This window comes from Clostridium akagii DSM 12554, from assembly GCF_000686725.1.
Taxonomy (GTDB): domain Bacteria; phylum Bacillota; class Clostridia; order Clostridiales; family Clostridiaceae; genus Clostridium_I; species Clostridium_I akagii.
Genome location: NZ_JMLK01000012.1, coordinates 116,260 through 129,837, shown reverse-complemented (window position 1 = coordinate 129,837; position 13,578 = coordinate 116,260). Strand labels below are relative to the sequence as shown.

Sequence of the window (13,578 nt, the reverse complement as noted above, 5' to 3'; positions counted from 1 at the left end):
AAGTTTTTATAACTGGCAAACTTTAACTTACTATTTAGTTTTAAGGTACATAGGGCTTATTAAATAATCCCACATAGGTTTCACATTTTTATTAATCATACTATACGCATTACTAGCTTGAATATCCAGTTTAAGACAGTCATCTAGAAGTTGCTTTTGAGGGAGCTTTGAATAAACAGGTATGGATGAATTGTCTTTTAGTAATTTTAGGATCTCCCTGCCTTTATCGTTAAATCCTAGTACCCGTGCATATGGACATGTATTATTTCTTAATGTAGCAGTATTATAATTTTCAAAACCAATAAAATATTGACACATAATTCTACTAATTCGAGTATATGAATATCGCTTACTTTTAGTTTTAATTATAAGTTCGTCAAGACTATTCGAAGAAATTATAGAATTAAATATTTTATTATGTAGACCTTCATTAGCATCTGGTATGTTTTCAATATTATTTATGGAAGAAAGACACTTATATTTTAAGTATTTAAACATTTTTTCTTTATAAGCAAAATCATAATTATTAGTAGACAATTGTAATAAGCTTTTGTAAGCTGAATCAGGCATAAATTTACTTAGTACGTGTAAATTGCTGTTTTCCATGAGATGTTTTCTCAGTGCGGTGGCGCTTGGCAACGTTGACGTTATATCTTCATCATTGTACTTATCACCAACTCTTTTAACTGTAATAGGGGTAATTGAACTATTCAATTTTATAATACTTTTACAGTATTCAATGCCTAAAATGTTGTTTGAGCTTTTTAATAGATCATCCACATTTTCACCTAATAATTCATAAACAGCTTTGTTTCTAGCAACATAATATGGTAAGCCTAAATTTATATAAGATTTTAAAAGGGTTTTGTAATCATCAGTTTCATCCGATAAAAATTTTGCTAACCTGTATAAAGATTTTATGTCTCCATCTTCACTTCCAAAACTTAGATTGCTGACTACATTTAAATTATTTAAAAGACTAACAGCACCAAAGGCAAAAAATTCTGCTGAAGAAACTGCATAAATGGCAGGAAGCTCTAACACCAAATCTATGCCATTTAACAGTGCCATTTTGGCTCGATTCCATTTGTCAATTATACTTGGTTCACCTCGTTGAACAAAATTCCCACTCATAACACATATAATTCCATCTGATTTTGCTTTTTTTATTGTGTTGTTTATATGATAAATATGTCCGTTATGTATAGGGTTGTACTCTGATATTATTGCGGAAATATTCATATTATCACCTACTTAGTTATTCATTTAGCACTAAAACAAGAATATGAATTATTGTTTTAGTGCTAGGAGTTTTGCATCAATATATATTATTTACTAAAAAAGAACACTATATTATGGCAAGTTTACACATACATTATGACCTTTAATTTTGTAAAATACAATATATATTTAGGATTATAAAAATAAGTGTGGATTGGCTTTATATTTATTATATATGAGCACAAAAGCAAATTGTTTGAAATATTAGAATATATAGAATTAATGTTTACTTTCTTTTTTCATTAAAAAGCAGTAAAATAAATGTGTATATTTATAGAGTTAATATATTATAGCTACTTATGATTATATTTATATCTATTTTTTGCATTTGAGAAGGGAGAAAATTAAAAATGGACTTAATGAAAAATTTTTGGGAAATGGCTAAGAACGATAAGAAAAAGGTTGTATTAGCTGAGGGAGAAGAAAGAAGAAACTTAATTGCATGTGACAAAATTTTAAAAAATGGGTTGGCAGATATTTTACTTATAGGTAATAAGAAAAGAATTGCTGAAAATGCTAAGTATCTCTGCGTAAATGTTCAAGGAGCAGAAATACTTGATCCTGAAGAATCAGAATTAACAGAAGGATTTGCAAAAGAATTTTACGAACTTAGAAAGCATAAAGGAATGACCATTGAAAAAGCAAATAAAATGGTAAGAGATCCAATATACTTTGGAACAATGTGCGTAAAAATGGGATATGCAGATGGAATGGTTTCAGGTGCAATTCATACAACTGGGGATTTATTAAGACCAGGACTACAAATAATTAAAACTGCACCAGGTGCAACTAATGTATCAGGATTTTTTGTTATGATGGTACCAGATTGTAAATATGGAGAAAGTGGATTATTGTTATTTGCAGATTGCGCAGTAAATCCAAATCCAACCGCTGAAGAACTAGCTTCAATTGCAATTACAACAGCAGAAACTGCTAAAAAATTATGTAATCTTGAACCAAAAGTAGCAATGCTTTCATTCTCAACAATGGGTAGTGCTAGTGGCGAGCTTGTTGAGAAAGTTAAGAAAGCTACTGAAATTGCTAAGGCTTTAAGGAGTGATTTGGATATAGACGGAGAACTTCAATTAGATGCTGCAATTGAAGAAGAAGTTGCACAGCTAAAAGCTCCTGGAAGTAATGTTGCTGGAAAAGCTAATGTATTAGTGTTCCCAGATTTACAAACAGGAAACATAGGATATAAGTTAGTTCAACGATTTGCAAAAGCAGAAGCTATTGGACCTATATGCCAAGGTTTTGCTAAACCTATAAATGATTTATCAAGAGGTTGTAAACCAGATGATATAGTGAATGTGGTTGCAATGACTGCAGTTCAAGCACAAAAAGGAATATAATTATTGGTGGTCAAATTAATGAATAATTAATTTGACCACCATATAAATTACTAGGAGGTTAGTAAATGAAAATTTTAGTTATTAATTGTGGAAGTTCTTCAGTAAAATATCAACTTATGGATATGGAAGATGAAAAAGTTCTTGCTAAGGGTCTAGTTGACAGAATAGGAATAGAAGGATCAATGTTAACTCATAAAGTTAATGGTAAAAAATACATAATAGAAGAACCACTTAAAGACCATACAAAAGCAATAAAATTAGTTTTAGATGCTTTAGTGGATAAAGAACATGGTGTTATAAAATCAATGTCAGAAATATCAGCTGTTGGACATAGAGTAGTTCATGGCGGAGAAAAATATGCAGAATCTGTATTAATAGATGAAAATGTTATGAAGTCTATTGAAGACTGTATTAAATTAGCGCCACTGCATAATCCTCCTAATATCGTAGGCATTGAGGCATGTAAAGAGTTAATGCCAAGTATTCCAATGGTAGCAGTATTTGATACAGCGTTCCATCAGACATTGCCTGATTATGCGTATATGTATCCATTACCATACGATTTATATAAAGAACATGGAATCAGAAAGTATGGTTTCCATGGTACTTCTCATAAGTACGTTTCAAAAGCTACTGCAGAATTTCTTAATAAGGATTTAGATTCTCTAAAGATAATCACTTGTCATCTTGGAAATGGTGCTAGTTTAGCCGCAATTAAGTACGGCGTTTCTATCGATACAAGCATGGGTTTTACACCTCTTGCAGGTATTGCTATGGGCACACGTAGTGGAGATATTGACCCAGCAATAGTAACATTTTTAATAAAGGATTTAAAGATGAGTACTGAAGAAGTTGATACCCTATTAAACAAAAAATCTGGAATTTACGGCCTTTATGGCAAGAGCAGTGATATGAGAGATGTAAAAAAAGCTGGATTTTATGAACATGATGAAAGAGCAATGCTTGCACTTAATGTGTTCCATTACAGAATAAAACAATATATAGGATCATATATTGCTTCTATGAATGGAATTGATGCTATCGTATTCACAGGTGGTATTGGAGAAAATTCATTTGAAAATAGAAATGGTATTTGTGAAGATATGGATTACCTTGGAATAAAAATTGATCAAGAAAAAAACAACAATGCAGTTGGCATAGAAGCAGATATTAGTGCTACAGATTCTAAGATAAAGGTTTTAGTAATTCCAACAGATGAAGAGCTTATGATTGCACGTGACACTAATGATATCGTAAATAAATTAAATTAGACTTGACAATTTAGCGTTTGGTTTATATAATTAGTGTGTTATTTTCATGCAGGAATTAATTAGTAAGTAGATCTTTATTGAGGAGGGAATAGTAGGCTCTGGCTCGAGCTGTGCACTTTTTAGCATAATGTACGAATTTTGTTCGTATGAGAAAAAGTTTGTTTTTTCAGAGCTTTTAGTTATGATTATAAATATTTCTGATTTAATACGTAAAAACATTTCAAAAAAAGAAATTAATGTTGTGTTGGAATCTAAGAATATCGTTGATAGTTATGAAACTATTGATGTATTAGATCCAATAAAGGTTGAAGGAGTCATAAATAAGATTGAGGAAACTATATCTCTTGATGGCGTTATTAAAGGTAAAATAGTGCTTTCATGTTCTAGATGTCTTCAGAATTTTAACTATGATTTAGATATTGAATTTCATGAAGAGCTAACTAATGATCCTGATAGTAAGGATGAAGACCTCATCTTTATAAATAATGATGATTTTAATCTAACAAAAATCGTTGAAAACAATATAGTTATGTCACTTCCTATTCAAAGGTTGTGTAAAGATGATTGTAAAGGCTTATGCACTGTTTGTGGTGAAAATTTAAATCTTAGCAGTTGCGACTGCGAAAATTCAAATTATGATCCTAGATTTGCAAAGCTGAAAAATTTGTTTTCAAACAACTAAGGAGGTGTTATTGTGGGAAATCCAGCAAGAAAGTTTTCAAAAGGTAGAAGAGATTCAAGAAGAGCACAGACTTTCAAATTAAGCTTACCAGGAATGGTTGAGTGTCCAAATTGTCACGAGATGAAACTTTCACATAGAGTTTGTAAAATCTGTGGGTATTACAAGGGCAGAGAAGTAATTGCTATAGCAGCAAAATAAAAAAGAAGAAAGTCTTAAGACTTTCTTCTTTTTTACAAATAGATAATAATTGTTTACTGGTTTCATTTATTAATGTAAAATGGTTTTATACATCCTATAGCATACCTGAGAATTCGCTTTAACAAGTGTATAGTAAGGATGCAACGCATTAGTTAAGCTTAATACTACTAATGCATTGCTTAACTCCCATGTGGGTGTAAGATTCGCTTTATTGGAAGGGTGTGATAAAATGATTATTGCAGTAGATGGAATGGGTGGGGATAATGCTCCAAGTGCTGTAGTAGAGGCTTGTGCTGAGGCAGTTAATGACTTCGATGTGGATATAATAATTACAGGACCAGAGAATATTATAAAAGCTGAACTTGAAAAATATAGTTATAACAAGAGCAAGATACAAATAGAAAATGCTACAGAAGTAATAGAAAGCAGCGAACATCCAACAGTAATTAAAAAGAAAAAGGATTCAAGCCTTAGTAAAGCACTTAGGTTAGTTAAAGAAAATAAGGCACAAGGTATAATTTCAGCAGGAAATACAGGTGCCATTATGGTAGGTGCAACACTCATAGTGGGAAGAATTAAAGGTATAGAAAGAGTGGCGTTAGCACCTATAATGCCTGGACGAGATGCATCTTTTATGATTATTGATGCTGGTGCAAACGTGGATTGTAAACCACAGTACCTATTACAATTTGCACTTATGGGTAAAATCTATTTTGAAAGCATTCTAGGTGTGAAAGAGCCAAGCATAGGTTTAGTGAATATTGGTGAAGAAGAAGAAAAAGGTAATGATTTAACAAAAAAAGCATATAAACTATTAAGAGAATCTGATTTTAACTTTGTAGGAAATATTGAGGCGAGAAATGTTTCTGATGGAACTGTAAACATACTTGTGTGTGACGGCTTTATTGGAAATACATTATTAAAAATGTATGAAGGAGTTGCAACAAACATTTTTAAAATGCTAAAAAATGGCATAATGTCTTCTACAAAAGGGAAAATTGCAGGGATACTTTTAAAGCCAACTTTGAAAGGTCTTGTGAAAAAATTTGATTATACAGAAATAGGTGGTTCAGCATTTTTAGGAGCAAAAGGAATAGTTATTAAAGCTCATGGTAGCTCAAACACGAAAGCATTTAAAAACGCCATAAAGCAGACAATTGATTGTCATGATTCTAAAATCATTGACAAAATTTCCTCTGAACTTTTGAAAGTAAATGAACTAATTAAATCATCAGATAATCTAGAATAATGAATTTTTATTTGGGATTATGTGGAACTAAGATCATAAATTAAGTATTTATAGTTTAATATATTAACAAAAAAAAATAATATTAATATTGACGATAGTGTTTATATGTAATATTATCTATATAGAGTTTAGGAGGTGAATTTACATGTTTGATAAAATCAAAGGCATAATTGCAGAACAGTTAGGTTTAGATGCTAGTGAAATAGCAATGGAATCTTCATTCGTTGACGATTTAGGTGCTGATTCACTTGATATAGTGGAGCTAATAATGGCATTAGAAGAGGAATTTGATATTGAATTTCCAGACGAGGATGCTGAAAAAGTAGCAACTGTAGGAGATGTAGTAAATTACATAAAGGCTCATACAGAAGAATAACTATAAGTCCCGTTTATACGGGACTTTGTATTTTAAAAAAATTTGAAAAAGTTTATTTTTGAATTTGTACCACATGCAGGTTGAAAAATAAGCTTTTAAGGAGATGCAGACCAAACTATGAACAATGATTGTCTAGATGAATTACAAAAAAAACTAACAGTAAATTTTGAAAACAAGCAATTGCTTATAACAGCCATTACACATAGCTCTTATGCAAATCAGAAGAAAAATGTGAAATACAATGAAAGATTAGAATTTTTGGGTGATGCAGTTCTTCAAATTGTAATTTCAGAATATTTATTTTTAAATTATGAAGATAAGTCAGAAGGAGAACTATCAAAAAAAAGATCTCTCATAGTTTGTGAAAATTCATTGTTTAAAATAGCAAAACAATGGGAACTTGGTAATTATATTTTAATGAGCAATGGGGAAGAGATGACTGGAGGAAGAACTAGAGTTTCTATATTGTCAGATTGTGTTGAGGCAATAATAGCTGCAATATATCTTGATAAGGGGATTGAAAATTCCAAAGAATTCATATTAAGAAATTTCAGTGACATAATAGAAAGTGCAATGAAAAATCAAATTATACTAGATTATAAAACAAAACTTCAAGAAGTTCTTCAGAAAAAAGGAGAAGTGGATATACAATATAATTTGATTAAATTTGAAGGACCACCTCACAGAAGAAAATTTTATATTTCAGTTATCTATCATGGAGAGATTCATGGAACGGGAAGTGGATATAGTAAAAAAGAGGCTGAGCAGGATGCAGCTCAAACATCGCTTATGAAAATGGATGATATTTATGAGTAAGCAGCATTATATTATACCAATATTTGTACCTCACGAAGGCTGCCCACACAATTGCGTGTTTTGTAATCAAAATGCTATCACTGGTAGTGAAAACAATGTGGATGCTGATTTTGTAAAAAATACAGTAGATAATTATTTGAAGACTATAGGAAATACAAATGCTACAATCGAAGTTTCATTTTTTGGAGGAACTTTTACTGCAATAAATATAGAAAAACAAAATGAATTACTTACTGTTGCTAAAAGATACAAGGATTTAGGTAAAATTAAATTTATAAGACTTTCCACAAGACCAGATTATATTGACGATAATATATTAAATAATTTAAAAAGGTTTAGTGTAGATATAATAGAGCTTGGTGTTCAATCATTAAGTGATAAGGTGTTAATCATGGCGGGTAGAGGTCACACTGCAAAGGATGTATATGATGCTTCAGAAAAGATAAAACAATATGGGTTTACCCTAGGACATCAAATTATGCCTGGGCTTCCAGGTGATGACTATAAAAAGGATATGATGACTGTTAGTAAGGTTATTGAGATTAAACCTGATATATGCCGAATTTACCCTTCCCTAGTGATAAAGAACACACCTATGGAACAAATGTATTTAAAAGGCACATATAAGCCTTATAGCTTGGATAAGGCCATAAATATAAGTAAAGAGTTAGTTGGAAGACTTCAAGCTGAAAATATAAAAGTTATACGAGTAGGACTTCAACCTACTGATGAAATAAATATAGGCAAAGAATTGGTTGCAGGTCCTTTTCATCCAGCTTTCAATGAATTAGTTATAGGAAGTATGTATAGGGATTTTATACATGAAAACATACCAAATGATTATAGCGAACATGTTGAACTAGAAATTAACAGTAAAGAGATATCAAAATTGTACGCTAATAAAAAATACTTTTTTAACAAATTGAAAAAGGATCATAAGAATTGTGATTTTAAGGTTGTCCAGAATAACTCAATTGATAGGGAACATTTAGTAATTAAACTAGGTGATGATAAAAAACTTTTGTCAATGCAGAAATTTTTGGCCGAAAAATACAAAAGAGGAAATAAATAATAAATGTAGAATACGTTCCTAATGATAAAAGAGGTTGCATCAGTATTGAGAGATTGTCCATCAATTTTCTGATTTTGGTACATCCTCTTTATTCTCAAAATTCAGAATTAATAAAAAGTTGTTTAAGGAGGGCAAAATGAAAAATGAGAGTAGAAAAAAATTCTTAAGAGTTGTTATAGTTCTTATAACATTCATATTTATAATAACTACGGTTATGGCGTTTATAAACATATAATATTAAACTAATACAGAATTATTTCACCACTTGTATAAGTGGGAGTATTACAGATGCTAGCGAATATATAAGTGGGAGAGTGTTCTTATGTTTTTAAAGGCAATAGAAATCCGAGGATTTAAATCATTTGCAGATAAAACAAAGTTGGATTTTAAAAAGGGAATTACAGCGGTAGTAGGGCCTAATGGAAGCGGAAAGAGTAATATTTCTGATGCGGTAAAATGGGTGCTAGGTGAACAAAGCGTTAAGAGTCTTAGAGGCGGTAAGATGGAAGATGTAATTTTTGCAGGTACTCAGTTTAGAAAACCAGTTGGACTCGCTCAGGTAATGCTTACATTAGATAATTATGATGGCTCCATTCCAATGGAGTATAATGATGTAACTATTGGAAGAAGATTATATCGTTCAGGTGAAAGTGAATATTACATAAACAATACTAGATGTAGATTGAAGGATGTACAAGAAATGTTCATGGATACCGGTATTGGTAAAGAAGGATATTCAATTATTGGCCAAGGTAAGATAGAGGCAGTACTCAGTGGTAGACCAGAAGAACGAAGAGGGCTATTGGAAGAGGCAGCTGGAATAGTTAAATTCAAGACAAGAAAAGAAGATGCAGAAAAAAAACTGCAAAATACAGAAGAAAATCTTACTAGAATAAATGATATTATTGGTACATATGAAGAAAGACTTGAACCATTAAAAAGTGAAAGTGAAAAAGCAAAGAAATTTATAGAACTTTCATCTAAATTAAAAGAAAACGAGATAAATCTTATTGTTAATTCATCTGAAAGCTATAAGAAAAAAATTAATATAATTTTGAAGGCTATTGAAAGTCTAAATACTGAAATACAAGAACTTCTTAATCAAAAGAATAAAGATGCTGAAAATTTAAGGAGTTTTAATGAATCATTAAATAAGTTAGAAGAGGCCTATGAAAAGCAGAAGAAACAATACTATGAAAATAAATCAGAACACCAAAGTATTATAGGTGATAATGGATTAATGAAAGAAAAAATTCAAAATTCTGCAAGATTAGTTGCTAAAGCTAAAAGGGAACTGGAAGAAATTAATGAAAAAAGAACTAAACTTTTAAATGACAAAGAAGAAAATGAGCTTAAGCTTGAGAAGCTTAAAGGTAAATTAAAAGAAATTAATGAGTATATTGAGAATATGGTTAGTAATATGAAAAGTTCAGAAACTGAAAAAACAAAGGAAAAGGAAATTCTTAATAATTGTAAAAATAAGCAATTTGATACATTGGGAGCAATATCTGATGCTAAAAATTTTATGATTCTTGTTAAAAAGGATATTGAAAATCATGAATTAAATATTGCACAAATTAAAGAATCCTGTGATAGTTATTTAAATGCTATTAAGATAAATGAAAATACTAAAACTGATTTAGAAAAAGAAATACATAGTATAAAAGATAAGATTAGTACATATCAGAATACCCTTACTGAGAATAACAAGGAAACAATTAAAATCAACAAAGTTTTTAATATAAATGGTGAACAACTTAAAATAAAAAATGCTGAGCTAAATAAGTTGGAAGCCAATAGAAATATGTTAGTAAATTTGGATGCCCAATATGAAGGTTATAATAAATCTGTTAAAAATTTGATGATTAATATAAAAAACAAACAAATAACTAGTGCTGAAGGAAATTGTTATGTGTTAGGTGAAATAATTAGTGTGAATAAAGGATTAGAGCTTGCTATAGAAACAGCTCTTGGAGGCGCTATTTCAAATATAATTACTGAGGATGAAAATTTAGCGAAAAAACTTATAAGTTTTTTAAAACAAAAAAAATTAGGTAGGGCTACTTTTTTGCCATTAAATATCTTAAAAAATAGAAGCCTTGTACTAAGCAATAATATAATTGATACTACTGGATTTGTTGGAATTGCAAGCAATCTTTTATCCTATGATAAACATTTTGCACCGGCGATAGAACATATCCTTGGAAGAACAGTAATTGCAGAAGATATGAATAGTGCTCTTTTAATTGCAAGACAATCAAATTTTAGTTTTAAAATAGTAACACTAGAAGCAGACGTTGTAAATGCAGGTGGAGCTTTAAGTGGCGGAAGTGTGTATAACAAGAGCGTAAACATAATAGGGAGAAAAAGAGAGATTGAGGAGCTAAGAAGCAAAATTGAAAAACTTAAAATTGACATAGATAAACTTATGATTGAAAATACAAAACATATGTCAAAACTAAAGGTACTCCATGAGGATAATTTAAACTTAGTGGACTTAGTTCATTCTGAAAATATAGAAATAACTAAAATTGAAGGTAGGATCAATGCGCTTAAATCTGAAAGTGCAAAACTTAATAATAACTACAAAGTTTCCATGGATGAGGTTGATGCTATTAACAACAAATTTTATGAGGCATCAAAGGATCTGACAAATGAAGAAAGTAAAGTAGAACAATTAACTGAAAATGAAATAAAATTATCTATAAAGATTGAGGAACTTGATAAAAAGTTGAGTAGCAATGCAGAAAAGCTGGTTGAGTTTAATACTAAGTTAACCTCGGCCAAAGTTGAAAAAGCAAAATTTGATGAAATATTAACAGGTGAAATCAGAGAATCGCAGAGGTTTTCTAAGGAGCTAGAAGATATATATACTAAAATTAATCAGTTAACAAATGAAATTAATACTGAAAAAAACAATACAAATATCTATATGGAAAAGATAAACAAAAATTCAGGCAAAATAAGTGAAATTAAACAATTTTTAGCCAAAATGGATAAAATCTTTGAAAATAGCGACATTGAAAAAATTCAACTTAAAAATAAACATTTAGCTGCAAATGACAAACTTGAGGAACTTAGCCTAATTATTAATAGCAAAGAGGAAGAAAAACATAGACAAGAGCTAAGTTTAACTAAAATAGAGACAGAAGATGGAGTATTAATTGATAAGCTTAATACGGAATACAACCTAACGCTTGCAGAAGCATTTGAGTATAAAAAGGAAATTATTGATTCCGGTATAATAAAGAGTATAATAGAAAATTGTAAAAGAGATATTTCAGCATTAGGTAATGTAAATACATCTGCGGTAGAGGAATATAAAGAGGTAAGTGAAAAATATGAATTTATGAGTAATCAAAGGGATGATTTAGTAAATTCTAAGGAAGAAATCGTTAGCGTGATCACAGATATGACTGCGGAAATGAGAAAGATGTTCACTACCAATTTTGCCAAGATAAGAGAAAATTTTAACCAAACATTTAGAGAACTATTTAAAGGTGGAAGTGCTGATTTAATACTTTCAGGAGAAGATGTATTATCTGCTAATATAGAAATTAATGTAGAGCCACCAGGAAAAAAATTGCAAAATATAAGTCTTATGTCTGGTGGGGAGAAAGGTCTTTCTGCCATTGCATTACTTTTTGCAATATTAAAGATGAAACCTACACCATTTTGCATATTAGATGAAATCGAAGCAGCACTTGATGATGCTAATGTAACTAGATACGCAGAATTTCTTAAAAAGTTCTCTGAGAATATACAGTTTATAGTAATAACTCACAGAAAGGGAACAATGGAAGCAAGTGACGTTCTTTACGGAATAACTATGGAAGAAAAAGGAATCTCAAAAATTGTATCTGTAGACTTAACAAGTGAAGTAGTTTAAAATTATAATAATTATATGCTAGGGGGAAAAAAATGTTTGGTGGTTTTTTTGATAAATTAAAAACTGGTCTTTCAAAAACAAAAACCAATTTTACGGACAGAATTACAGAAATATTAAATGGTACTGTGTCAATTGATGAGGATATGTATGATGAATTAGAAGAAATACTTATTACAGCTGATATTGGGGTTGAAACATCCATGTATATTATAGATAAATTAAAAGTTAAAATAAGAGAAGAAAAAATAAAGGATCCAAATGAAGTAAAGGGTGTTTTAAAACGTGTAATAGTAGATATTTTAGGTGATGAAAAAGGAACATTAGTCCCTAAGTCAATTCCTGAAACCATATTGGTTATTGGAGTTAATGGGGTTGGGAAAACCACATCTATTGGTAAAATTGCGGCAAAATTAAAAAATAAAGACTACAATGTGGTTATTGCGGCTGCGGATACATTTAGAGCTGCTGCTATTGACCAACTTGAGGTTTGGACACAAAGGGCTGGTGTTAAGCTTATAAAGCACCAAGAAGGATCAGATCCAGCAGCAGTTGTGTTTGATGCAATTCAAGCGGCTAAAGCAAGAAAAGCGGATGTACTTATATGTGATACAGCAGGAAGGCTCCATAATAAAAAGAATCTAATGAATGAACTTGAGAAGATAAATCGAGTAATAGACAGAGAATTTACTGAATCTTCTAGAAAAACGTTTTTAGTTTTGGATGCAACTACAGGACAAAATGCTGTAATTCAAGCAAAACAGTTTATGGAAGTATGTAAAATAGATGGAATTATTCTTACGAAATTAGATGGTACGGCTAAGGGTGGCGTTGTTATTTCAATAAAGCACGCTCTAAATATACCTGTAGAACTTATTGGCGTTGGAGAACAAATAGATGATCTTCAAGAGTTTGATTCACATGAATTTGTTGAAGCAATATTTTAAGGAGTTTTAAAAAAATAGAAGTGTTAAGTAAAACTACTTGACACTATCACTATTTTTTGATATTATATGTCTGTGAGTTGGTGACAGAAGTGGATAATAGAGTTCAAATATCTTTACTTTTAGATTTATATGGTAAATTATTAACTGACAAGCAACAAAATACTATGGATTTATACTTTAATGAGGATCTATCTTTAGCAGAAATATCAGAAATAAATAATATAAGCAGGCAGGCAACCTTCGACATAATAAATAAATGTCAAAAATCATTGTTACAATATGATAGCAAGCTTAAATTAATGGAGAAAGAAAACCTCACCTTAGAAACTAAAATAAGTATTAAAGATAAACTAGGGGAGCTAAAAAAAATAATATCCTCACAAAGTGAATTAAATATTATAGACAATATAATGAATGATATAGAAAAATTATAATATTACTTAGTTGT

The 13,578-nt window shown here is 30.3% G+C and carries 12 protein-coding genes; 11 read left to right on the top strand and 1 reads right to left on the bottom strand.

From position 1 onward, the window contains the following. Nucleotides 1-30: 30 nt before the first annotated feature. On the bottom strand, nt 31-1,242 hold the full coding sequence (locus BR66_RS0107320; RefSeq protein ID WP_026882330.1) for a nucleotidyltransferase: 1,212 nt from the start codon (nt 1,240-1,242) through the stop codon (nt 31-33). 389 nt (nt 1,243-1,631) lie between these two features. Between BR66_RS0107320 and pta the strand changes: the two genes are divergently transcribed. From pta to BR66_RS0107260, 11 genes are all read left to right on the top strand, one after another. Next, nucleotides 1,632-2,633 carry a phosphate acetyltransferase gene (pta, locus tag BR66_RS0107315; protein ID WP_026882329.1) on the top strand — a complete coding sequence of 334 codons (1,002 nt, stop codon included), beginning with the start codon at nt 1,632-1,634 and terminating at the stop codon, nt 2,631-2,633. A 65-nt stretch (nt 2,634-2,698) separates the two neighbouring features. Beyond that, nucleotides 2,699-3,904 (top strand): acetate kinase, encoded by a 1,206-nt coding sequence (locus tag BR66_RS0107310; RefSeq protein ID WP_026882328.1) that lies wholly within the window; start codon nt 2,699-2,701, stop codon nt 3,902-3,904. A gap of 181 nt (nt 3,905-4,085) precedes the next feature. Beyond that, nucleotides 4,086-4,586 carry a YceD family protein gene (locus tag BR66_RS0107305; protein WP_026882327.1) on the top strand — a complete coding sequence of 167 codons (501 nt, stop codon included), beginning with the start codon at nt 4,086-4,088 and terminating at the stop codon, nt 4,584-4,586. A gap of 12 nt (nt 4,587-4,598) precedes the next feature. Next, entirely contained in the window at nt 4,599-4,784 is a 186-nt protein-coding gene (gene rpmF, locus BR66_RS0107300; protein WP_026882326.1) for a 50S ribosomal protein L32, read from the top strand. 229 nt (nt 4,785-5,013) lie between these two features. Continuing rightward, a complete protein-coding gene (gene plsX / locus BR66_RS0107295; protein WP_026882325.1) occupies nt 5,014-6,033 on the top strand; it encodes a phosphate acyltransferase PlsX in 1,020 nt (339 codons plus the stop codon). A 145-nt stretch (nt 6,034-6,178) separates the two neighbouring features. Then, a complete protein-coding gene (acpP, locus tag BR66_RS0107290; RefSeq protein ID WP_026882324.1) occupies nt 6,179-6,409 on the top strand; it encodes an acyl carrier protein in 231 nt (76 codons plus the stop codon). A 117-nt stretch (nt 6,410-6,526) separates the two neighbouring features. Continuing rightward, nucleotides 6,527-7,225: a ribonuclease III gene (gene rnc, locus BR66_RS0107285; RefSeq protein WP_026882323.1), complete on the top strand. Its 699-nt coding sequence runs from the start codon at nt 6,527-6,529 to the stop codon at nt 7,223-7,225. Beyond that, nucleotides 7,218-8,297, top strand: coding sequence for an elongator complex protein 3 (locus BR66_RS0107280; RefSeq protein ID WP_026882322.1), 1,080 nt, complete (start codon nt 7,218-7,220; stop codon nt 8,295-8,297). The genes rnc and BR66_RS0107280 overlap by 8 nt, the downstream gene beginning before the upstream one ends. Before the next feature lie 322 nt (nt 8,298-8,619). Then, a complete protein-coding gene (smc, locus tag BR66_RS0107270; RefSeq protein ID WP_026882321.1) occupies nt 8,620-12,186 on the top strand; it encodes a chromosome segregation protein SMC in 3,567 nt (1,188 codons plus the stop codon). A gap of 32 nt (nt 12,187-12,218) precedes the next feature. Beyond that, on the top strand, nt 12,219-13,130 hold the full coding sequence (ftsY, locus tag BR66_RS0107265) for a signal recognition particle-docking protein FtsY (protein ID WP_026882320.1): 912 nt from the start codon (nt 12,219-12,221) through the stop codon (nt 13,128-13,130). A gap of 89 nt (nt 13,131-13,219) precedes the next feature. Next, nucleotides 13,220-13,564: a putative DNA-binding protein gene (locus tag BR66_RS0107260; RefSeq protein WP_026882319.1), complete on the top strand. Its 345-nt coding sequence runs from the start codon at nt 13,220-13,222 to the stop codon at nt 13,562-13,564. Nucleotides 13,565-13,578 lie beyond the last annotated feature (14 nt).

Bases quoted from the DNA above. Each gene is read 5' to 3' on its own strand.
- BR66_RS0107320 (WP_026882330.1), bottom strand. From the start codon at position 1,242: ATGAATATTTCCGCAATAATATCAGAGTACAACCCTATACATAACGGA.
- pta (WP_026882329.1), top strand. From the start codon at position 1,632: ATGGACTTAATGAAAAATTTTTGGGAAATGGCTAAGAACGATAAGAAA.
- BR66_RS0107310 (WP_026882328.1), top strand. From the start codon at position 2,699: ATGAAAATTTTAGTTATTAATTGTGGAAGTTCTTCAGTAAAATATCAA.
- BR66_RS0107305 (WP_026882327.1), top strand. From the start codon at position 4,086: ATGATTATAAATATTTCTGATTTAATACGTAAAAACATTTCAAAAAAA.
- plsX (WP_026882325.1), top strand. From the start codon at position 5,014: ATGATTATTGCAGTAGATGGAATGGGTGGGGATAATGCTCCAAGTGCT.
- acpP (WP_026882324.1), top strand. From the start codon at position 6,179: ATGTTTGATAAAATCAAAGGCATAATTGCAGAACAGTTAGGTTTAGAT.
- rnc (WP_026882323.1), top strand. From the start codon at position 6,527: ATGAACAATGATTGTCTAGATGAATTACAAAAAAAACTAACAGTAAAT.
- BR66_RS0107280 (WP_026882322.1), top strand. From the start codon at position 7,218: ATGAGTAAGCAGCATTATATTATACCAATATTTGTACCTCACGAAGGC.
- smc (WP_026882321.1), top strand. From the start codon at position 8,620: ATGTTTTTAAAGGCAATAGAAATCCGAGGATTTAAATCATTTGCAGAT.
- ftsY (WP_026882320.1), top strand. From the start codon at position 12,219: ATGTTTGGTGGTTTTTTTGATAAATTAAAAACTGGTCTTTCAAAAACA.